Origin of the sequence: Mesorhizobium sp. J428, assembly GCF_024699925.1 — a bacterium.
Classification (GTDB): domain Bacteria; phylum Pseudomonadota; class Alphaproteobacteria; order Rhizobiales; family Rhizobiaceae; genus Mesorhizobium_A.
In genome coordinates, this window is record NZ_JAJOMX010000001.1 from 279,877 (window position 1) to 301,800 (window position 21,924).

Consider the following 21,924-nt stretch of genomic DNA (forward strand, 5'->3'; position numbering starts at 1 on the left):
TTGCCGACTATAACGCGAAGTGTTTAAAGCAAGCTTTCGCTCCCGCTTTGAAAGTCATGACGCAAAGGAAAACGGTCGCCATGGGGCGAACTTGTTCAAGCGTCGGCAGATTCTTGCACAGACACTCTGCGGCGTGATTACATCTGTTTGGTTCCGGCGCTCTTCCCGTCGGAGCTCCTCGACCGTTCCTCGAAGCGTTTCTCGCCTTTCTTGAGGTCGCGGCCGGTCCTGGCCTCCACCTTTTTCTCGTCCTTGGCGGCAGCTTGCCGCAGTCCCTTTGCCGCTGCCTTGCCCTTCGGCGCGGGTGCATTCTCTACAGCCATCTTGTTCCTCCCTCGGCCGTTATTCGGCCAAGGGTAGTAACGCGGATATGGCCGGTAGGTTCCGGTCGGCCGGGACTTGTCATTTGCCGCCATTTTGACGCCATATGTCTGGCGACACTTCACCTAGGGTTAGGGCTTGGTCCGGTGGGCGTTCGGAAAGGCTTCATTGCTGCCGTTCTGGCGTGCCTTGTCGGCGCGCTGGCCTTGCTGTGCGCGGCCGGCCCCTTGCTGGCCGCCACCGACAAGCCCCTGCGCGGCGTGGCGCTGATCATCGGCAACGGCGACTACGAGCATCTGGCAAAGCTCGCCAACCCGCCCGAAGACGCCCGCGCCATCGAGGACCTGTTCGACGAGCTCGGCTTCGAGACCTCCTCCGTGCGCGATGCCGACGCGAAGAAGCTGAGGCGCGCCGTCGAACGCTTCGTCGAGGATGCCGAGGGCGCCGACGCGGCCGTCGTCTACTATGCGGGCCACGGCATCGAGGCGGCCGGCGAGAACTGGCTGATCCCCACCGACGCCGCCCTCTCCTCGCTCGACAATGCCGCCGAGACGCTCGTGCCGCTCTCGCGCCTCATACAGGATCTCGGCAAGGTCGTCCCTCTCACCATCGTGTTGCTCGACGCCTGCCGCGACAATCCCTTCCCGCCCGGCACCACCGTCAGGACGGCCCCGGACGCGGAACCCGCTCCCGTCTCTGCCGCCGGCCTCGGCGAAACGCGCTCAGTCGGCCGCTTCGGCGCCACGTCGGCCGGCGCCGCGCAGGAGAATTTCGGCGCGCTGATCGGCTTCGCCGCAGAGCCGGGCAAGGTCGCCCTCGACGGCGAGGCCGGCGCCAACAGCCCCTATGCGGGCGCGGTCCTGCGCCACGTCTCGGCCATGACCGGCGAGGAATTCGGCACCGTCATGCGCATGGTCGCCGAGGAGGTCTATTTGAAGACCGGCGGCCGCCAGCGTCCCTGGGTCAACGAGAGCCTGCGCCGCCTGCTCTATTTCGGCTCCGCTCCCGATCCCGTCGAAGGCGAGGAAGGCGACATCCTCAAGGAGCGCCGCCAGCTCCTCCTTACCATCGCCGCCCTGCCCGATGCCGAACGCCGGCAGGTCGAGTCCGTTGCACGCGAGGGCGGGGTGCCGATGGATGCGGTATACGGCATGCTGCGCGCGCTGGGTCAGGATGCGCCGAAAGATCCCGCCGAATTGACGAGCCTGCTTAGGGAGCAGACCGCCAAGATCGCCGAGATGCGCAAGGAGCGCGCGGTCATCGCAAACAGTGATCCGGAAATTCTCCGCCTGTCGGAACTCGCCGCGCGCGCCATTTCCGAAGGCGCGCTGGAGACCGCCATCGGGCTGCACGAGCAGGCCAAGGCACGCGTGCGCGAGATCGAGGATACCGTCGAGACCGTCGAGGCCGAGATCAAGGCCCGACGCATCGAGTTCGCCGACGTTTATGCCCGCAGCGGCGAGACCAGCTTCATGACCTTCGACTACGAACAGTCGGCGAGCGATTATGAAAAGGCTTTCGAGCAAGTCGAACGCTGGGACGACTGGGCAGCGTGGTCGCACCGGGGAAATCAGGCTGTCGCACTGCAGGCCTCCGGCTGGCGCGGTGGAAAGACCGAACATCTGCGCCAGGCGGCTGTGCTCGCGCGGGAGATCGTGCAGCGCGCTGAACGATTGCCTGATCGTGCCGATTGGGCAACGAGCCAGACATTCCTCGGCAACACGCTGGTTACGCTCGGCCAGCGCGAAAACGATGTCGCGATGCTGAAAGAAGCGGCGGCCGCCTACGAGGCGGCCCTTACGGTCTACGCCGAAGGCGCCGGCTTCGACGACATGCGCACCGACGTGCTCCACAATCTCGCCGGCACCCTGTTCCAGATCGGGGCCAAGCAGAACGACGCAGCCGTGCTGCGGACAGCGATCGACCGGTTCACCGAACTGGCGCGGATGGTTCCGCGCGCTCAGGATGCTGAGGTCTGGGCGCGAACGGTGTCCGTCCAGGCCTCCGCCATGACGGACCTGGCTCGCCTCGGGCGAGACGAGACGCTTCTCGACGAGGCGCTTTCGCTCTACCGGCAGGCGCTGGAAATACGGCGGCAGGACGTGGCGCCCGAGCAGTGGGCGGAAACCGCACATCGCATGGCGGTTGCCATGTCGGACCTTGGAGCGCTCCGCGAGGATGTCGGCCTCATGCGGGAAGCCGATACAGTGTTCCTGTCGGTGATTGCGGCCGTCGATCGCGCCAAAAGTCCGGTCAACTGGTCCGACGCTCTCCAGAGCGCCGGCGCAAATGCGCATTCCCTCGCCATCGAGTCCGGCGACACTGCCGGCCTGGAGCGTGCCGTGGCCTTCTACCGCCAGGCGCTCGAGGTCCGCACACGCGACACGTTGCCCGATCTCTGGGCCGACACGATGACCTCCATGGGCGGTGCGCTCTGCGACCTCGGCAGGCTGCGCAAGGATCTGCGCGTTCTGCAGGAAGGCATCGCCGCTCACCGCCATGCGGCCGAGGTGATGACCCGACAGGCCGCTCCTGGCGAATGGTCGCGCATCCAATCGTTCATCGGCGATGCCATGCGTGTCATGGGAGACATTGAGCACTCCATCCCGCGCATTGCCGGTTCGATGGAGGTTCAGGCTGCGGCGCTCTCCGCGGCCGTCGCCGCGGGTGATGCGGCCAGAGCCGATAGCGCCCGAACCGGCATTGTGAACGCCGCGCTCTCGATTGAACGTATGGAAGAGGCTGACGGCGAGGCTGTCATGACGGCCCTCTACAAGGCTGCGGCGTTGCTCTCCGACGGACAATCGGCTGGCGCGCTGGCTTCGGTTGATGCAGCGATCGGCCGCGTCCTTTACGCTCGGGCCGTTTCGGCGTCCGATCCGGTCCTGTTCGAGAAGAGCATCGGAGCCTACCGCAAGGCTCTCGTTCCCGAGGCGCGTGTCGAGCCCCATCGCACATGGTCCAACACGCAGGCGAACCTTGCCCTTGCGCTGCGCGAGTTCGCTCGCCTTCCGGGCCGCGAGCACCTTCGCGCCGAGGCCGTCGAAGCGTGGCGCAGGGCGCAGGACGAACAGACCGACGACGCGCTCTGGGTCGACAACCAGCGCTCTCTCGCCACGCTGCTCGACGAACTCGGCGCATCCGGAGATGTCGGCCGCCTGCGCGAAGCGGCTGACGCCTGGGGTGCCCTCGCCGAACGGCTGCCCCAATCCGATCGGACCGGCCGCGCATCCGCGGTGGAGAGTCGCGGTCTTGCACTGCAGAATGCCGCCTACTATACGCCCGGCGGCGACGAGGCAGCTCTGGAGAGCGCCGCAATTGCCTACCGCGCGGCGCTTGCCGGCTACGACATGGCGACCAACGCTGAAGACTGGCGGCGCGTTACCGTCAATCTGGCGGAACTTCGGCTGAGCGTCGGTCTGTCCCGCAATGACGCGGCCGCCCTTGAAGAGGCCGCGGGTCTTTTCCGTGCGCTTGACGGGCCGGCCCGGCGCGGCGGGCAGCCGCTGGAGGCGGAGCGTTTTCGAGCCAAGCTTGCGTCGGCGCTCTCCGCGCGCGCCGCGATCTCCGGCGATTCTGCCCTCCTGAACGAAGCGATCGGCATCTTCCGCGGCGTATTCAGTCCGGATCCCGGCGCCATCATCAGCCAGGACTGGTCGTTGGGCGTCACGTTCGCGCAGGCGTTGCGGAGCATGGGGCAGAGCGCCGCCGATGCGTCGGCATTCCAGGAATCGGCAACGCTGCTGGAGTCCGTCGCGCGTCTGCCGCCGACCGCACTCGACGCCCAGAATCGGGCCTTCGTGCGCTTGAATGAAGGCGACACCCTTCTTGCGCTGGGCGATCTTACGGAAGATGCCGCTTCGTTGCGCCGCGCGGTCGCGGCCTATCGCGAAGCCGACGCTTTCTATACGCCCGAAGCCTTTCCGGCCTTCTGGCGCGAGACCAGGGGAGCGCTTGCCAACGCATTGCTGACGCTCGGCACCAAGGCAGGAGACACAGGCGCACTTTCTGAGGCGGCCGGTATCTATCGTGCCCTTCTTGCTGCCACCGCGCGCGAGGGAGAGGCTGCGATGTGGGCCGGCTTCGCCAACGGCCTGGCATGGGGGCTGACCCAGCAGGCACGCCATGGCGACCCAGTGGCGGATGCACAGGAGGCCGCCCGCTACGCGCGCGAGGCTCTCGACGTCTTCCGCGGCGCAACCCTGCCACTCGAGGCCGCGCAGGCGCAGGACACACTGTGTGGCGCGATGACCGAACTCGGCCGCGTGCGGCGCGATCCGGCCCTGGCCGAGGAAGCGCTCGCCGCCTGCGATGCCGCCCTTGCCGTGTTCCGTGAGCGGAAACTGACGACCCTTGTGCGCTATGGCGAAGAGAGCCGGGCCCGTGCGGCTGCCTTGCGCACCGAATTGGGGCGGTAGGCGGCGTGGCGAGGCATTCTGCCGTTCGTTGTGACGCGCAGGCGGCGCTTGGCGACCTCGCCCCGATCCCGTTGATGCTCCGCGCGGTCTGCCGGGAAGCGGTGGCGCAGAGAGTGCGCCCGGCGCGCGAATGGCGCAGGGAGCATCGCGCTTCCCGCATCACTGCCTTCCTCGCCCTAACCCTGATGCTTGCCCTCTGCGGCCCGACGCTGGCTGAAAAACCCCTGCGCGGCGTGGCGCTGGTCATCGGCCAGTCCGACTACGAGCATCTCGCAAAACTGCCCAACACGGCCAACGACGCCGACGCGGTCGACGGCCTGTTGGACGACATGGGCTTCGAGACCTCCGCCTCCACTGACCGCGACGCCCGCCGCCTGAAGCGCGATCTCGACCTCTTCGTCGAGGATGCTGTGGGGGCCGACCTCGCCGTGGTCTATTATGCCGGCCATGCCGTCGAGGTCGCTGGCGAGAACTATCTGGTGCCGACCGACGCGGGCAGCGACTCCGAAAAGCTCGCCGACAGCCTCGTGCCCGTCTCCGACTTCATCGCCAGCCTGCGGAAATCGGCGAGGATCGTCGTCGTCCTGCTCGACGCCTGCCGCGACAATCCCTTCCCGCCGGGGTTGACCCTCCGCCTCGGCGATGCCGACGCGCCGCAGCCGGTCACGGTCAGCGGCGCCGCCGCCCGCAGCGTCCAGCGCTTTGCGCCAACCGGCGCCGCAGGCGCGGACGGCCTCGGCACCGTCATTGCCTTCGCCGCCGAGCCCGGCAAGGTCGCGCTCGACGGCGAGTCCGGCGGCAACAGTCCCTATGCGGCGGCACTGGTCCGCCACATCGCCGCGATGTCGGGCGAAGAGTTCGGAACCGTCATGCGCATGGTCGGCGAGGAGGTCTATCTCAAGACCGGTGGAAGGCAGCGCCCCTGGGTCAACGAAAGCCTGCGCCGCCTGCTCTATCTCGGCGCCGCCTCCGCTCCGGTCGAGGGCGAGGAAGGCGCGATCCTGTCCGAGCGCCGCCAGTTGCTGCTCACCATCGCTGCCCTGCCCGAGATCGGCCGACGTCAGGTCGAGCGCGTCGCGGCCGACGGAGGCGTGCCGATGGATGCGCTCTACGGCATGCTGCGGGTCCTCGGCACGGAAGCGCCGAAGGACCCTTCCCGCCTCGACGCGCTGTTGCGCGACCAGAGCAGGCGCCTGTCAGAGATCATGGCCGAGCGCGCCCGCCTGAAGCAGACCGACCCCGAAATCATCCGCCTCGCGTCCCTTGCCGGCGAAGCGATCAACGAAGGCGCGCTCGCCACGGCCACCTCGATCTACGAACGCGCCAAGGCACGCGTCGCCTCGCTGTCGCGCGACCTCGATGCGGTTGAATCCGCCATCCGCGACCGCCGCATCGAATATGCCCGCGTCTACGCCGAGAGCGCTGCCGCCTACGAGCTCGCCTTCGATTTCGCCGCCGCGGCCAGCGACTACGAACGCGCATTCGCCGAAGTCGAGCGCTGGGACGACCAGCTCGCCTGGGACTACCGCCGCCGCGCCGTCATCGCCGGCTACCGCCACGGCGAATACAAGGGCGACGCCGCCTCGCTTGAACGCATCGTTGCCCAACGCGACGAGATCATGCGCCTCGCCGCCCGCCTCCCCTCCAATCTGCCGCACGCCGAGGCGGAACTGCAGATCGGCAACGCGCTCAACGTGCTCGGCCGCCAGCGCGCGGATGCGAAGGTGCTGGAAGACGCCGTCGCCGCCTATCGCGAGGCCATCCCGGTCTTCGAGGCGGCGAACGACCTCACCGGCCTTTCCCGCGCCCGCAACAACCTCGCCAGCGCGCTCACCTCGCTCGGCGCTAACGACGCCGGCACGGCGCGCCTCGACGAGGCCATCGCCATCCACCGCCAGCTCGTCGCCGACGCCCCTTTCGAGGCCGACACGCTCGAATGGATGACCGCCCGCCTCAACCTCGCTTCTGCCCTGTCCCGGCTCGGCGAGCGCTCCGGCTCCACCGCCACGGCGCGCGAGGCCATGGAGCTCCTGTCGGAGATCGTCACCCGCACCAGCCCAGACGCCGACCCGATCCCTTGGGCCCTCGCCAAGTTCAACCTCGCCGGCACCATGCTCTTCGTCGGCGAGCGCGAGGGCAATCCGAAGATGCTGGCCGATTCGACCAAGGCCGGCGAGGATGTGCTGAAAATCTGGACCCGCGACGCCTTCCCGCTCTACTGGGCCTCCGTCCATAACAATATCGGCAACGCCTATCAGGCGCTCGGCTTCGGCATGGCCGACGACACCTTCTTCCGCGCCGCCGAATACGAATACCGCGACGCGCTGGAGGAGTGGCGCAAGGACCGCGTGCCGGACGACTGGGCCAAGGCCACCAACAACCTCGCCAACGTGCTGAAGAAGCTCGGCGCATCCACCGGCGAGGAGACGAAGCTGGAACAGGCCATCGCCGCCTACCGCGCCTGCATGGACGTCTGGACCCGCCCCGACAAACCGCTCTCCTGGGCCTCTGCCCAGAACAACATGGGCGACGCGCTGACGATCCTCGGCACAAAGCGCAGGGACGCCCCCCTCTTACGCTCTGCCATCGAAGCCTTCGACCTCGCGCTTGCCGAATGGACCCGCGACCGTCTCCCCTACGACTGGTCCGTCGCCACCAACAACCGCGGCGGCGCCCTGGTCGCACTCGGCGAAATCACGTCAAGCGCCGACCTGATCCGTCAGGGGATCACCGCCATCGAAGCCGCCTGGGCCTATGACAGGAAAACGGGCGAGACGGACTACGACGACTACTACCGCAAACGCATCGAGACGGCGCAAAAGGCATTGGACGGCCTGAAGGCCCGTTAGGGCCTGCGGCTATTGTGACGCAGCGGTCGCGAGCGGCGGCAACGAGCCTGTCTGTATCGTCAGCTTGGACACCCGTCCATTGGCGCCAATCGGATCGATCCGCAAGACGGTGCCTTTGAAATCCTCGGGGAGAATGATCCCGAAGTCGCGCGGTCCCGGAGCATCCGTAAGCGGCAGGGAGAACCCTTCGAAATACGCGCCGTTCTGATTGGCCGGCTTCTGGATGGGCAGGAAGACTGAGCCCTTTTGCCTGACCGTCGTCTCGAACGAGATTCGGACACATGGCCTGCCCTGGTCGGGTAGTTTTATGTATATCTGCGGATCTATTCCCGCCTCGAAATCCCCGGCTTTAAGTTCGGTCATGTTTTTAAGTCTGAGGCTGTCTTTCCCCGCGTCCGACACCGCGCATTCCCGGGCGGCACTGGCGTTCACGTCCAGAATCGCCGCGCCGACACCGCGTGCCCATGAAATCTGCCGCCCGAGCACGCGCGGAAACAGCTCTCGCTCTACCGAATTCACCAGAACATAGCCTGGTCTTTCCGCGAAGGCCGCTTTGACTTGCGCATCAAAATCCGTTGCGCGGAATGACAGGAATTTCGGATTAAGGAAGACGCCTCTCAGAAAAGGCACAGCCGATCCATAGAAGGAATCATGCACGATAAGAGTTGAAGGGAGCCTATCTCCTGAAATTTTATCAAGTTCACTCATGAATCCTCGATAAGATTGGTAATCTTCTTGGTATGATACTCGTAAGATATTTTTTGTTATATCTGTCTCCCTGAAGACCACACTTGATGGAGCCGACGGAGCGCTCAAATCCTCGCCAAGGTATATCTTCGCGATTTGCGAAATCGATAGGATCTTCCCCAATTCATTCCAGTGGGTATCCGTCTTAAAATAGAGCAGATCGTCCGTATACCGGTGTCCGAGGACCTTGAGGTGATCGATCACGCTCGAGCCGCTAGCTTCTGCAAGCTCTCGCCACCTGCGCGAAGACCGGATCTTGCAACCTGCGGCAGCTTCGGCGGCTGGTCCAAGCCTCTCTGGATAGACGACTTCCTTGTCCGGCGAGACAGACACACGAAAGTCGGTGCCTACCGCCCCAGCGAGCGCGCGCATTGCCTCGATCCGCGCCAGACCAACACTGATGTCGCGATCCGAAAGGCATGCCCCGTTTTGGAAACCAGGCTTGTAGAACAGCCATCCACCTTCCCCGGAAATTGCCTGCAAGGTATTGACGAAGCCGAACACCTTGAAATCCATGGTATTCTTGACTCGGATGGCGTCCATGCCGATGGGAGAGTTGGTCACGAGCCGCCGCGACAAGTCGTTGCGGTACCTATCGTCCGGCATTAGCAATTTGGCGGAGGTAAGTTCCACCACTGATACCGCTTTCTCGGCCGCTGGGTCGAGCCCCATAACCGCAAGGCTTCCTAGTGGCGCCGCCAGGAACACGGCGAAGACGGCGGCGGTGACGAGATTGGCGAGCTTCATCCTCAGAACCTGAAATAGAGGAAGGGCGAGAACGACTGCGGAATGACGTAGATCGTGCACACGGTGACCGCAGCGACGACGAAGGCCAGACGGCCGTATCGCGCGAGTTCGCCGCTCGCGCCTGCGACGACCACGCCCGCCGGCCGGAACTCACCTTGCATCAGGATGAGCAGGCAGGCGAGCAGCATCGTCGCCGTCGCCTGCGGGGAGAGCGCAAGCTGCACGCCTCCTGGAATCGTCCACGCCCCCTCGGCGAGCGGCGAGGCCATGGCCCGCAGATGGCTGACGAAGGCGGGCAGGTCAGGCGCCCTGAACATCACCCAGCCGACGATCACCACCGGGAAGAAGTAGATCAGCCGCAGCGCCTGCGAGGCGACCGCCCTGCCGCCCAGCAGCAGCCGCTCCCCGATCAGGAACGCGCCGTGATAGATGCCCCACAGCACGAAGGTCCACGCCGCCCCGTGCCAGACGCCGGTGGCGAGGAAGACGATCATCAGGTTGACATAGGTGCGCACCGGTCCCGCCCGGTTGCCGCCGAGCGGAATGTAGAGATAGTCGCGGAACCAGGTCGATAGCGACATGTGCCAGCGCCGCCAGAACTCGGTCACCGTCGCCGCCGCGTAAGGATGGTTGAAGTTCTCCCGGAAGCGGATGCCGAACATCATGGCCAGCCCGATCGCCATGTCGGAATAGCCGGAGAAGTCGAAATAGATCTGGATCGAATAGGCGATGGCGCCGAGCCAGGCCGATGCGAAGGTCTGGTCTGCGCCCGCCAGCGCGAAGGACGCGTCCGCCACGCCTGCGACGCTGTCGGCGATCAGCACCTTCTTGCACAGGCCGACCATGAACCGTGCGGCACCCGCGGCGAAGATGTCGGTGTCCAGCTCGGGATGGTGGAAATCCTTCTCGACATCCTTGTATCGCACGATCGGACCGGCGATCAGCTGCGGGAAGAACGCCTTGTAGGCCGCGAACAGCACGATGTTGCGCTCGGCCTTCACCTCACGGCGCCACACGTCGATGACGTAGGAGATGCCCTGGAAGGTGAAGAAGGAGATGCCGATCGGCAGCACGATCGCCTCGGCGAAGGCCTTGAGCGGCTCCGAGCCGAAGAAGCCGACGCTGCCCAGCAGGAAGGCGGTGTATTTGTAATAGCACAGGATCAGCACGTTGAGGCCGATCACCGCCGCCACGACGCTCCTGCGATGCCACCGCTCCACCGCGAGCGCGCCGGCATAGTTCAGCACGATGCTGACGAGCAGCAGGAAGACGTAGAGGCCCGACGACCAGTAGAAGAAGATCAGGCTCGACAGCAGGATGAACGGAGAGAACAGTCTCGTGCCGTTCAGGATCACTCCCAACAGCAGCGTGACCGGCAGATACAGGTAGAGAAAAGCCTGGTCCGAGAATACCATCTATCTGCCGGAAGAAATGACTGTGCTGTCGCAGATCGCAGATGAACGCTTCGGAGTCAATTCGCGCCGCGAGCGACGGACTGCTCGGGCGAACCGCAAGGCCGCAATCCACCTCTCCCTTGCCGATAGGGGGTTACATCGCTCCCGCTTCTCCCCTATAGAGCCCGCCTAGCCTTACATCGGAATCGATCGGCCGCCGGCGGACCTGCCCGCACCGGCGGCTTGCGCACACGCCGGGACCACCATGCCGAAACGCACAGACATCAAGTCGATCCTCATCGTCGGCGCCGGGCCGATCATCATCGGCCAGGCCTGCGAGTTCGACTATTCCGGCACCCAGGCCTGCAAGGCGCTGAAGGAGGAGGGCTTTCGCGTCATCCTGGTCAACTCCAACCCGGCCACCATCATGACCGACCCGGAGCTGGCCGACGCCACCTATATCGAGCCGATCACACCCGAGGTGGTCGCCAAGATCATCGCCAAGGAGCGGCCGGACGCCATCCTGCCCACCATGGGCGGCCAGACCGCGCTCAACACCGCTTTGTCGCTGCGCCGCATGGGCGTGCTCGACCGCTACGGCGTCGAGATGATCGGCGCGAATGCCGAGGCCATAGACATGGCCGAGGACCGCTCGCTGTTCCGCGAGGCGATGGCCCGCATTGGGCTGGAGACGCCGCGCTCGATGCTCGCCAACGCATCCGAGGTGAAGGATGCCGACAAGCGGAAGCATGAGGCCCGCCGCGCCGAGCTCAAGGCCGCCAATCCGCCCGACCTCGACGCCGCCCTCGACGCGCTCGAGACCGAGTGGAACCTCGGCGAAGGCGACCGCAAGCAGCGCTACGTGTCGCATGCCATGGGCGTCGCCGCCCAGGCGCTCGACCATGTCGGCCTGCCGGCCATCATCCGCCCCTCCTTCACCATGGGCGGCACCGGCGGCGGCATCGCCTACAACCGCGCCGAGTTCTTCGAGATCATCGGCTCCGGCCTCGACGCCTCCCCCACCACCGAGGTGCTGATCGAGGAATCGGTGCTCGGCTGGAAGGAATACGAGATGGAGGTCGTGCGCGACCGCGCCGACAACTGCATCATCGTCTGCTCGATCGAGAACCTCGACCCGATGGGCGTCCACACCGGCGATTCGATCACCGTCGCGCCCGCGCTGACCTTGACCGACAAGGAATACCAGATCATGCGCAACGCCTCGATCGCGGTGCTGCGCGAGATCGGCGTCGAGACGGGCGGCTCCAACGTCCAGTTCGCCGTCAACCCCAAGGACGGCCGCCTCGTCGTCATCGAGATGAACCCGCGCGTCTCGCGCTCCTCGGCGCTTGCCTCCAAGGCCACCGGCTTCCCGATCGCCAAGGTCGCTGCCAAGCTCGCCGTAGGCTATACGATGGACGAACTCGACAACGACATCACCGGCGGCGCCACGCCTGCCTCCTTCGAGCCGTCGATCGACTACGTCGTCACCAAGATCCCGCGCTTCGCCTTCGAAAAATTCCCCGGCGCCTCGCCGGTGCTCACCACCGCGATGAAATCGGTCGGCGAGGTCATGGCCATCGGCCGCACCTTCCAGGAGAGCTTGCAGAAGGCTCTGCGCGGTCTCGAAACCGGCCTCACCGGCCTCGACGAGATCGAGATCCCCGGCTTCTCGCCCGCCGGCGACGCGTCCGAAAACCGCAACGCCATCCGCGCAGCACTCGGCACGCCGACGCCCGACCGGCTGCGCATGGTCGCACAGGCGCTGCGCATGGGCACCTCGACGGAAGAGGTGCACGCCATGTGCGCCATCGACCCGTGGTTCCTCGAGCAGATCGAGAGCATCGTCCAGATGGAGGCCCGCATCCGCGAGCACGGCCTGCCCGACGACGCCGAGAACCTGCGCATGCTCAAGGGCATGGGCTTCTCCGACCAGCGGCTCGCCTCGCTCACCCGCCGCGAGGCCTCGGACGTGGCGGCGCTGCGCAAGAAGCTCGACGTCCACCCGGTCTACAAGCGCATCGACACCTGTGCCGCCGAGTTCGCCTCGCCGACCGCCTACATGTATTCGACCTACGAGGTGCCCTTCGACGGCGCGCCGCGCTCCGAGGCGCAGGTGTCCGACGCCAGGAAGGTGGTCATCCTCGGCGGCGGCCCGAACCGCATCGGCCAGGGCATCGAGTTCGACTACTGCTGCTGCCACGCCGCCTATGCGCTGCGCGAGGCGGGCTATGAATCCATCATGGTCAACTGCAATCCCGAGACCGTGTCGACCGACTACGACACCTCCGACCGGCTCTATTTCGAGCCGCTCACCCCGGAGGACGTGCTGGAAATCCTTCTCGCCGAGCAAGCGGCCGGCACGCTTGTCGGCGTCATCGTCCAGTTCGGCGGCCAGACGCCGCTGAAGCTCGCCGATGCGCTGGAAAAGGCGGGCATCCCGATCCTCGGCACCTCGCCAGACGCGATCGATCTGGCGGAAGACCGCGACCGCTTCAAGAAGCTGCTCGACCGGCTCGGTCTGCGCCAGCCGAAGAACGGCATCGCCTGGTCGGTCGAGCAGGCGCGCACCGTCGCCTCCGAGCTTGGCTTCCCGCTGGTCGTGCGCCCGTCCTATGTGCTGGGCGGCCGCGCCATGCAGATCATCCACGACGAGGGCCAGCTCCAGACCTACCTGCTCGACACGGTGCCCGGCCTCGTGCCGGAGGACATCAAGCAGAAATATCCCAACGACAAGACCGGCCAGATCAACACGCTGCTGGGAAAAAACCCGCTGCTGTTCGACACCTATCTTGCGGGTGCGATCGAGATCGACGTCGACTGCCTGTCGGACGGCAAGGGCACCTATGTGGCCGGCGTCATGCAGCACATCGAGGAGGCCGGCATCCATTCGGGCGACTCGGCCTGCTCGCTGCCGGCCTACACGCTCGACCGCGCCACGATCGACGAGCTGGAGCGCCAGACCGCCGCGATGGCGCTGGCGCTCAAGGTCGGCGGCCTGATGAACGTCCAGTTCGCGTTGAAGGACGGCGACATCTACATCCTGGAGGTCAACCCGCGCGCCTCGCGCACCGTGCCCTTCGTGGCGAAAACCATCGGCCGCCCGGTCGCCAAGATCGCCGCGCGCATCATGGCCGGCGAAAGCCTCGACGGCGCCTTCGCGCATTACGGCAAGAAGATCGACCCGAACGCGATCGCCCACATCGCGGTCAAGGAAGCCGTCTTCCCCTTCGCCCGCTTCCCCGGCGTCGACACGCTGCTCGGCCCCGAGATGAAGTCGACCGGCGAGGTCATGGGCCTCGACACCGACTTCGCGCTCGCCTTTGCCAAGAGCCAGCTCGGCGCGGGCGTCGACCTGCCGCGCTCGGGCGCCGTGTTCGTATCGGTGCGCGACGAGGACAAGGAGGCCGTCCTGCCGGCCGTGCAGAGGCTGTCCGACCTCGGCTTCCGTGTGCTCGCGACCTCCGGCACTGCCCGCTTCCTGGCCGGCCACGGCATCGCGGCCGAAAAGGTCAACAAGGTGCTGGAAGGTCGCCCCCACATCGAGGACGCCATCCGCAACCGCCAGGTCCAGCTCGTCTTCAACACCACCGACGGCCAGAAGGCCGTCTCCGACTCCAAGTCGCTCCGCCGCGCCACGCTGATGAACAAGGTGCCCTACTACACCACCCTCGCCGGCATGGACGCCGCCGCGCAGGCCATCGCTGCGCTGAAGGCGGGCAGTTTGGAAGTCAGGCCGTTGCAGAGTTATTTCGACTGAGCGACCGAGCGCGGCGCCCCTGTCTCCCCCCGCGAGGGGAGAAAGCAATTTCAGCACCTTAGCGAGCCGCCGAAGGCGATAGCTCGCTAAGTGCTAGAAATCGCAAGAGAGGGGGGTGAGAGCCCGGTTCGCCGAAGGCGAAGTCACTAGGCTCGTCTAAAAAGTCGGCGTAAGGCTGGTCGGGGTAACCGCAGGCAGCGCTCAGGCACCTGTGCCTCTACGCATCCTTTTTCTCGACAAGAGCCAGTATTGCGTCCGCAACACCATCGATAAATTCTTCCTCTTTTCCTGAATCGTCAGGCCATTTCTTGTATAACGTCTCTGCCAGTAGAGGATAATTTTCGTCTACAGAGAAATCAGAGTCGACGATCGGCAATATTCTTCCCTTTCTATCAATATTCATTGAAATCGCACTGTTAAGTTCTTTATTAGTCCACCCCTTCTTCGAAAATCTATTTGATAGAAAAGGAACAAAGTAGGTCGACTTAAGAAGACCATGGTTTATCTTCTCTACAATTGAATCTCCCCATACAATACTGCTTTCGTCAAAGAATACCTTTACGCCAAGACTTTCCAGTCTCTCCTTAAGTTTCCTTATCTTATCTTTATCTTCGCTTGCGTGCGAAAGGAATACATCAAATTCACGCACCATATCGGCCATTTTAATCACCCATTCAGGACTTTTCAGCCCCGCAACAACAGCTTCTTTGCATAGCTTTGCGAGCACCGGGTCATTAGTGCCGCGAACTTGTCGAATGAAGGATAGCTGACCGGATATATGACTCCACATCATACCATCATCCGCATTTGCACCAATCCAAATTTTCGCTGCCGATGACGCTCCGAATCGCTTGATTGAGTAGATTTTCATCCTCAATCGCGAGATATCACGACGCCAGACATTGGCCCTTCGATTTACTATCAGGCCGGTAACCTCCTGACGCTCATACTGAAATAGAAGTCTGGTCTTTGACTGGTTAATCTCAAATCCAGAATGCTTGAACGCATCATTAATAGATCGCCCAATCTGAACGACACGATTGCCAAATGCCGGCTCCCAGCTTTGAACTATATCTGCCGGTACATTTCTCTTACTAGACGATATGGTTATATCGTCAGCGTACCGTGTATACTTAAGCTGCTCTTTCGCCGCGAGCTCGACAAGCCGCTTGTCTAAGTTGTGAGCAATAATATTCGCCAGCACAGGTGACGTTGTAGCACCCTGGGGTAATCCGTTGTTGTAAGTCGTAATACGGGCAAGTATGGTTGCAACACGCTCATTGAATCCAAAATAAGGTGAAATAAATAAACCTCTAATTCTAGCAAAACCAATTGATGGGTAAAAATCCTTTACATCAATATTAAGAACCCACCTTTGCCTCTCGTGATACTGAGCATTAGTTAAGAAGGATTGCCCTTTCACATATCCTCTCACAAAAATCTTCGGTTTGTAGTGCGCAACAAGCACTCTAGCAAGCCTATTCTGCGAGAACGCCAGCCCCTTCTTTGGCGCTGAGATGTTACGAACACCCCCGCGTTTCTTTGGTATCGTGAATTCTCGATAGTAAACGTCCCATCAGAAGCATGCTGTACAACATAAAAAAATCTCTCTGGGTCAAGACCCAGCGCATGGGCTACGTCTTTCACAGAATGGGCCATCTGCAATCTGAACAGCGGCCCGCCAAAGCTTTCTTGAGTGGGGGTATCGACGGCTTGGCCCTCGCTCTTTACCTTTCAGCGTGTTGCCGGTGGATCATTCCGGCCGGCGCGGCGTTGTGTAGTAACGTTTCAGCTGACGTTGCCCCCTGGAATGCCCTCGGTTTGAACTGGACTCCGTCGAAAGGAGACGGAGATGAAGAGAAGCCGGTTCACGGAAGACCAGATCATCGGCGTGCTGAAGGAGCACCAGGCGGGAATCCCGACGGCAGAGCTGTGCCGCAAACACGGGATCTCGGAGGCGACCTTCTACAACTGGCGTAATCGCTATGGCGGCATGGAAGTGTCGGACGCCCGGCGGCTGAGGAGCCTCGAGGACGAGAACCGGCGGCTGAAGAAGCTACTAGCGGAATCTATGCTGGACGTCGCGACGCTGAAGGAAGCACTGGGAAAGTTCTGACGCCCAGGACAAGGAAGCGCTTCGTGGCCTGGGCGATCGAAGAGAAGTGCTACTCGCAGCGGCGTGCCTGCAGTCTGGTCGGGCTCGACCCGAAGACCTATCGCTATGCGTCGCGGCGACCGGACGATGCCGCGGTGCGGGCGCGGCTGAAAGAGCTGGCGCTTGAGCGGCGTCGGTTCGGCTATCGGCGGCTGCTCATCCTTCTGCGGCGCGAGGGCATCGAACTGAACCACAAGAAGCTGTTCCGGCTATACCGGGAGGAGCGGCTGACGGTGAAGAAGCGCGGCGGCCGCAAGCGGGCGCTGGGCACGCGGGCGCCGATGACGCTGCCGCAGGGAGCAAACCAACGATGGAGCCTGGACTTCGTATCCGACATGCTCGCCGATGGCAGACGCTTCCGCGTCCTGGTGGTGGTCGACGACTTCACTCGGGAGTGCCTGGCACTCGTGGTCGACACGTCACTGTCGGGCATGCGGGTGGCGCGGGAACTGGACGCCATCGTCGAGACGCGCGGCCGACCGCTGATGATCGTCTCCGACAACGGCACCGAGCTGACGTCGCGGGCGATCCTGCAGTGGCAGGAGGACAACCGCGTCGAGTGGCACTACATCGCGCCGGGCAAGCCGACCCAGAACGGCTTCGTCGAAAGCCTGAACGGCCGCTTGCGCGACGAATGCCTCAACGAGCACCTGTTCCGCGGCATGGCAGCGGCACGCCGCATCATTGAAGAGTGGAGGATCGACTACAACGAGCACCGGCCACACACGAGCCTGCGTGGCCTCACCCCGAACGAGTTTGCAAACCGGTCCAGATCGGACCACAAGGAGAACAGAGTCCAGTTATGAATGAGGGCTGATCGGGGGCAACGTCACAGCGAGTAGCCGTGGATTCAACAGCTCCAACTAGAGGGCCAAGCCAAGTGTAGGCTATTTCCGACCCCTCTTGGTTGTCAACGCTCGACATCTAGATGGCCGGCAGCGAAGCGAAAGTCGCCAACCGCGTACTATGCGGTTGTGATGTTTAAAATTCACGTGCGCCCTGATACGCACTTGAACCTTGTTGGCAATCTGTTCATGGGATGCCTCTCCAGATTGCAATACCGGAGCCAATTCGCGCGGCTGGCAAATGGCTTAAGCAAGGGCCACCCTGTGGACAGTCTACGTCCCTTCCGCGGAAAATCGCGCCAGCGGCAAGGCTGGGCGCGGGCAGGAAAACTAAGCCGTTCCAGACACTTACACGTCGGACCACCCACCTCCGCCTCCCCAAATCCCACCCTCTCCCTCACAAAATCCATCCCACACTTCGCCCCTCGCCCCATACTGAGCGTGGAAAGGAGGCCGGGATGGGCGGGGAGATGGACAGGAAGGCGCTGCGGCGCATTGTGGCGCGGTTGTTGTCGCTGGCCGATCTCGCGGAGCGCGCCGGCGGCCGCTGCCGCATCGTCTGCTGTCTCGTCCTGTGGATCCTGCGCCCTGCCGAGGCGGCCGCGCAGGACTATCTCTTCGATCTGACCGGCTGCGACCTCCCCGCCAGCATGCCGGGCCGCTTCGAGGGCGCCGCCGAGGCCATGCGCCTTGCGCGCAGTTTTCGCGCGCTCGCCGCCGCCCTTGCCGCGCTGCTGGAAGGGGCCTGCGAACAGTGGCAGGCCGTCATTCCGCCCGGGCGCTGCCCCGCCGGTCCCGCGATCGCCGTTCCCGCCGCGCTGCTTGCGCTGGCCGTCGAGCGCCTCGACACCTCCTGAACTTCAACCGCCGCAGACCTCTTCCCGGCCCCCCCGCGACGTGCGCTTGCGCCCGCGCAACGCCTCCGCGCGCCCTCCATCCGCCGACCCGCCGCCTGCCAGAACCTCCCCGCATCGTACCGCCGGGTAAATCGCCCTTCCCGCTTGCGCGATGGCCGCGCCTCCGCTAGAGGCGCGGATGGGTGGCTGGGCAGAGCATGGAGTATCGATGCCGTTCGCTCGATCTGCGGCCGCGCCGCGCGCCGCCGTCCGTCCCCTCGCCTTTTCCGCCGTGAAACGCGCCGTGCCGGCAGCCGCCTGCCTGCTGGCGTTGGCAATCGCCGGGTGCACGACGTCGCCGGCGCAATACGCCGCCTCGCTCCCGCAGCACGACCCGAAGTTCCACTCGCTGCAATGTGTCGAGATGCGCGCGCGGGCGGCGAACTACGAGGCCGGCCGCAAGCCGCCGATGAGCTGGGCCACCGGCGCGCTGATGGGTCCCTATGGCCTGGCGATCGCGGCCGCGAGCAAGGAGCACCAGGCAAAGCAGCGCAGACTGTTCGCCCGCGACATGCACCTCGCCTGTTCGAGCGCGCCCCTGCCGAGGAACTTGCAGGTGGAACCGGAGCGGCCGGCCTAGCCGGCGGCTGGATCTTGCGGCCGGCCGGCCCTATCTCGCCCGCATGGACGAGATCGACTTCACCCCGCCGGACATCGTCGCGCAGAACGCCGCGCGCGGCCTCGAATGGCGCGCCCGTTTCGGGCGCGGCGGCACGGAGGTCGGCGCAGCACGCGCCCGCGAGCTCGTCGCGCGCCGCCCGCTCACGCCAGACACGATCTGGCGCATGGTCAGCTACTTTGCCCGCCATGAGGTCGACAAGCGCGGCCGCAACTTCTTCGACGACGAGAAACCCTCGGCCGGCCGCATCGCCTGGCTGTTGTGGGGCGGCGACGAGGGCCGCGCCTGGGCGCTCGACCTCAAGCGTCGCATCGGCAAGGGCGGCGATATCTGAGCGGCGCGCGGCGGCTAGTGTCCGCCGGCGGGCTTCTCGCCATGGCCGCCCGCGGCCGGCGCGCCGCCGCCTTCGGCCTTCACCTCGGCGCGGTCGATCTCGGCCAGCATCCGGTCGCACGAGGCTTCCGTCACCGTGCCGGCCCGGCGAAGTGCTGCCAGCCACGACATCTGCACCAGCAACCCGTCATGCGCCGCTTCCGCGTCGCTCGCCTCCTTCAGCGCCGCGACGTTGAGCGCGCCGCAGCGGCCCTTCAGGATCTGCGACAGGGCGAAATTGTAGGTGGCCGAGGTCTCGGCAGCCGCTTCCGCCTTCAGCGCCGCCACCTTCTGCGGATCCACCCCGTCATGCCTCTCTTCCTCGACATGCTGCTCGGGCGCGGGCGCCATCAGATAGGCCCAGGCGCCATAGCCGCCCCCGCCCAGCGCCGCGAGCCCGACCAGGGCGCCCAGCGCGAGCTTCACCATCGAGCGCTTCTTCGGCGCGTCGGCAGACGGCGCCTGCGCCGGTATCTTTGCTTTCTTCTTGAACATGCCCCCGTTCTAAGCACGAAGGCGTTAAATCGGCGTAATCGCAGGACCCGGGAGAGGCAGCAAACCTACTGCCTACTGCCTGCGCTTCCGCACCCGGTCCCGCCCGAGACCCGTCTCGTCCAGCAGCCCGGCCCGCTTGGCGTGGTAATAGTAGCCCGACTGGTAGAGCCGGTCGGCCTGGCGCTCGTCGCCGCCCGCCACGAGATAGGCCCCGCGCAGATATTTCACCGAATAGATCAGGTTGGTCTCGGCGTCGAACAGCCCCTCGGCCGAGCCGCGATAGCCCATCCCGCGCGCCGTCTGGTGCTTGATCTGCATCAGCCCCCAGTGGCCGCGATTGTAGGCCTTCGGGTTGAAGTTGCTCTCGCGCTTGACCACGCGCCGCACGAACGCCTCCGGCAGCTCGTAGTGGCGGGCATATTTGGCGATCAGCGCATCGACCGGCGCGCCGGAGGAGCGCGGCGGCAAGGACGCGAACGCCGCCACCTTCACTTCATCGGCGGATGGCTGTTCGGGCACAGCGGCCGCGATCGCTGCGGCGGCATTGTTCTGCGGAGCGGCGAGCGCCACCTGCGACAGCCGCTCGGGCGAAGGCTGCTGCGCCACGAGGCGGTCCCCCTTGGGTGCGGCACCTTCCGGCATGGCGGCGGCAACGGCCGGGACAGCGGGCGCAAGCGGCAGGCCGGCGAAGTCCTCCGCCGCCGCATCGATGTCGGCCACGGCGAGCGACGAGGCCGCCTCCTGCGGCTGGAGGGAAGGTTGCGGCGCGAGCGAAGCCAGATCGCCCGAGACGCAGCCCGTCACAAGTCCGGCCATGCAGGCGATCGAGAAGAGACGGCGGACGGACAGCGCGGAACTCCAGGGTCGTTGGCGTTTGTCCCGATTGCAGCCGATTTCTGGCGGGAATGAGACAAAGGTCGCGAATCGTAATCCACGCGGTGCCCTTTCCGCAACCCGGCGCAAGTCGCGGCTTCTTGCCGGGCAAATGTTCACGGATTGTTCGGGCCGGAGACTCGCTGTAGACTGATTGCCCGTTTCATGGAGCGGACCATGGATACCTCTTCACCCCTGTTCCACACCGTGCTGGACACGGTGCTCGGTCCGATCGGGCTTGCCTGGCGTGCCGAGGCGAACCGCGCTCCTGTCGTGCGGCTGCAATTGCCGGCGGGCGACGCGGCCGAGACCGAGAAGGCGCTGACACGGCGGCTCACCTCGACGCGCGCGGCAAAGCTCCCGCCCGAGATCGCGAAGCTCGCGGCCAGGATCGAGGCCTACGCGAAGGGCGAGCAGGTCGACTTCTCGGCCGTACCCGGTCGATTTCGGCCCGGTCGAGCCGTTGCGCCGCGCGATCTATGCAGCGTTGAGGAAGCTCCGCCATGGCGAGACGCTCACCTATGGCGAACTCGCCGAACGCGCCGGCTTCCCCGGCCAGGCGCAGGCGGTCGGCCAGGCAATGGGCAAGAACCCGGTTCCGCTCGTCGTGCCCTGCCACCGCGTGCTGGCGGCCGGCGGCAAGATCGGCGGCTTCTCCGCGCCCGGAGGCGCTGCGACCAAGGAAAAGATGCTCCGCCTCGAAGGCGCCATCGCCACGCCCGCGCAGGGGGATCTGTTTGGGTGAGGCAGTAGGCAGTAGGCAGTAGGCAGTAGGCAGTAGGCAGTAGGCAGTAGGCAGTAGGAAAAGAACTCGACACGGCAGCCCAGAGCAATCGGGAAGCCGGAGAGATCTTCTCTACTGCCTACTGCCTACTGCCTAACGCCTACTCATCGAACGGATAATACGTCCTCTGCATGCACTTCAGCACGCGGCAGCGGTTGGTGTCGGAAGTCGGCACCACTTCCAGCTTGGCGTATTCGCCACGCTCGCAGTAGCCGTCGTGGGCGACGTAGCGGTCGTAGAGCGGCAACGAGGGATCGCGGGCCGAGCGGTAGCGCAGGATCACCGCCCCCTCCTCCTTGATCCGGCTCTGCGCCTCGCCGCAGGACATCTGCATCGAATTGTAGCGCGAGATCGCATGCGCCGGCAGAACGGTCGCGACGAGCGTGAGCGCGATGAGTGCGGTTCGCATGAAAACCTCCTGAACCTGCGGCGGTGGGCGTGATTGAAGCACGTCAATCATGACCGAGATAGGGCGCACGATCCGGCCGCGAAGGGCCCGGCCTTGCAAAATCAGCCCTGCCCACCCATATCCCGTCCAACGGCGCCCGAAGGATCTCTCCTTCCTTCCGGGTGCTGGGCGCTACCGCGGAGGCCGATGCTGGCCGGAGCGGTGCGCCGGCCCTGGCGGCCTCTCCGGGCGCGCGGCGAA

General features: G+C 64.8%; 13 protein-coding genes and 2 pseudogenes. 8 read left to right on the forward strand and 7 right to left on the reverse strand.

What is annotated here, in order from left to right; translation table 11 throughout:
* Positions 1–137: 137 nt before the first annotated feature.
* Positions 138–323, reverse strand: a complete 186-nt coding sequence (locus LRS09_RS01415; RefSeq protein ID WP_257803797.1) for a hypothetical protein — start codon at positions 321–323, stop codon at positions 138–140.
* 144 nt (positions 324–467) lie between these two features.
* On the opposite strand from LRS09_RS01415, the gene LRS09_RS01420 reads away from it, so the two are divergent.
* On the forward strand, positions 468–4,739 hold the full coding sequence (locus LRS09_RS01420) for a caspase family protein (RefSeq protein WP_257803799.1): 4,272 nt from the start codon (positions 468–470) through the stop codon (positions 4,737–4,739).
* Positions 4,740–4,744: 5 nt separating this feature from the next.
* Complete coding sequence (locus LRS09_RS01425; protein WP_257803800.1) at positions 4,745–7,588, forward strand: caspase family protein; 2,844 nt, start codon at positions 4,745–4,747, stop codon at positions 7,586–7,588.
* 9 nt (positions 7,589–7,597) lie between these two features.
* Here the strand turns inward: LRS09_RS01425 and LRS09_RS01430 are convergent, their stop codons facing one another.
* Positions 7,598–9,082 (reverse strand): hypothetical protein, encoded by a 1,485-nt coding sequence (locus LRS09_RS01430; protein WP_257803801.1) that lies wholly within the window; start codon positions 9,080–9,082, stop codon positions 7,598–7,600.
* Positions 9,083–9,084: 2 nt separating this feature from the next.
* On the reverse strand, positions 9,085–10,497 hold the full coding sequence (locus LRS09_RS01435; protein WP_257803802.1) for an MBOAT family protein: 1,413 nt from the start codon (positions 10,495–10,497) through the stop codon (positions 9,085–9,087).
* A 244-nt stretch (positions 10,498–10,741) separates the two neighbouring features.
* Between LRS09_RS01435 and carB the strand changes: the two genes are divergently transcribed.
* Positions 10,742–14,236, forward strand: a complete 3,495-nt coding sequence (gene carB / locus LRS09_RS01440) for a carbamoyl-phosphate synthase large subunit (protein ID WP_257803803.1) — start codon at positions 10,742–10,744, stop codon at positions 14,234–14,236.
* 217 nt (positions 14,237–14,453) lie between these two features.
* Here the strand turns inward: carB and LRS09_RS01445 are convergent.
* A pseudogene (locus tag LRS09_RS01445) lies at positions 14,454–15,791 on the reverse strand (TIR domain-containing anti-phage reverse transcriptase); the annotation flags it as partial.
* A gap of 297 nt (positions 15,792–16,088) precedes the next feature.
* On the opposite strand from LRS09_RS01445, the pseudogene LRS09_RS01450 reads away from it, so the two are divergent.
* From LRS09_RS01450 to LRS09_RS01465, 4 genes and pseudogenes are all read left to right on the forward strand, one after another.
* Positions 16,089–17,197 (forward strand): annotated as a pseudogene (locus tag LRS09_RS01450) (IS3 family transposase).
* A gap of 497 nt (positions 17,198–17,694) precedes the next feature.
* Entirely contained in the window at positions 17,695–18,093 is a 399-nt protein-coding gene (locus LRS09_RS01455; RefSeq protein ID WP_257803805.1) for a hypothetical protein, read from the forward strand.
* A gap of 208 nt (positions 18,094–18,301) precedes the next feature.
* Entirely contained in the window at positions 18,302–18,712 is a 411-nt protein-coding gene (locus LRS09_RS01460) for a hypothetical protein (protein ID WP_308240265.1), read from the forward strand.
* Positions 18,713–18,755: 43 nt separating this feature from the next.
* Entirely contained in the window at positions 18,756–19,085 is a 330-nt protein-coding gene (locus LRS09_RS01465; RefSeq protein ID WP_257803806.1) for a hypothetical protein, read from the forward strand.
* Between the two features lie 14 nt (positions 19,086–19,099).
* Here the strand turns inward: LRS09_RS01465 and LRS09_RS01470 are convergent, their stop codons facing one another.
* Positions 19,100–19,618: a hypothetical protein gene (locus LRS09_RS01470; protein ID WP_257803807.1), complete on the reverse strand. Its 519-nt coding sequence runs from the start codon at positions 19,616–19,618 to the stop codon at positions 19,100–19,102.
* A 72-nt stretch (positions 19,619–19,690) separates the two neighbouring features.
* Complete coding sequence (locus LRS09_RS01475; RefSeq protein ID WP_257803808.1) at positions 19,691–20,434, reverse strand: lytic transglycosylase domain-containing protein; 744 nt, start codon at positions 20,432–20,434, stop codon at positions 19,691–19,693.
* Positions 20,435–20,978: 544 nt separating this feature from the next.
* Between LRS09_RS01475 and LRS09_RS30175 the strand changes: the two genes are divergently transcribed.
* A complete protein-coding gene (locus tag LRS09_RS30175) occupies positions 20,979–21,236 on the forward strand; it encodes a methylated-DNA--[protein]-cysteine S-methyltransferase (RefSeq protein ID WP_374684800.1) in 258 nt (85 codons plus the stop codon).
* Between the two features lie 139 nt (positions 21,237–21,375).
* Here the strand turns inward: LRS09_RS30175 and LRS09_RS01485 are convergent, their stop codons facing one another.
* On the reverse strand, positions 21,376–21,684 hold the full coding sequence (locus tag LRS09_RS01485) for a hypothetical protein (RefSeq protein WP_257803809.1): 309 nt from the start codon (positions 21,682–21,684) through the stop codon (positions 21,376–21,378).
* Between the last annotated feature and the right edge of the window lie 240 nt (positions 21,685–21,924).

Excerpts from the sequence above, each read along its gene's own strand:
- LRS09_RS01485 (WP_257803809.1), bottom strand. The coding sequence starts at position 21,684 with ATGCGAACCGCACTCATCGCGCTCACGCTCGTCGCGACCGTTCTGCCG.
- LRS09_RS01460 (WP_308240265.1), top strand. The coding sequence starts at position 18,302 with ATGCCGTTCGCTCGATCTGCGGCCGCGCCGCGCGCCGCCGTCCGTCCC.
- LRS09_RS01475 (WP_257803808.1), bottom strand. The coding sequence starts at position 20,434 with ATGGCCGGACTTGTGACGGGCTGCGTCTCGGGCGATCTGGCTTCGCTC.
- LRS09_RS01430 (WP_257803801.1), bottom strand. The coding sequence starts at position 9,082 with ATGAAGCTCGCCAATCTCGTCACCGCCGCCGTCTTCGCCGTGTTCCTG.
- LRS09_RS01415 (WP_257803797.1), bottom strand. The coding sequence starts at position 323 with ATGGCTGTAGAGAATGCACCCGCGCCGAAGGGCAAGGCAGCGGCAAAG.
- LRS09_RS01435 (WP_257803802.1), bottom strand. The coding sequence starts at position 10,497 with ATGGTATTCTCGGACCAGGCTTTTCTCTACCTGTATCTGCCGGTCACG.
- LRS09_RS01455 (WP_257803805.1), top strand. The coding sequence starts at position 17,695 with ATGGGCGGGGAGATGGACAGGAAGGCGCTGCGGCGCATTGTGGCGCGG.
- LRS09_RS01470 (WP_257803807.1), bottom strand. The coding sequence starts at position 19,618 with ATGTTCAAGAAGAAAGCAAAGATACCGGCGCAGGCGCCGTCTGCCGAC.
- LRS09_RS01465 (WP_257803806.1), top strand. The coding sequence starts at position 18,756 with ATGGACGAGATCGACTTCACCCCGCCGGACATCGTCGCGCAGAACGCC.
- carB (WP_257803803.1), top strand. The coding sequence starts at position 10,742 with ATGCCGAAACGCACAGACATCAAGTCGATCCTCATCGTCGGCGCCGGG.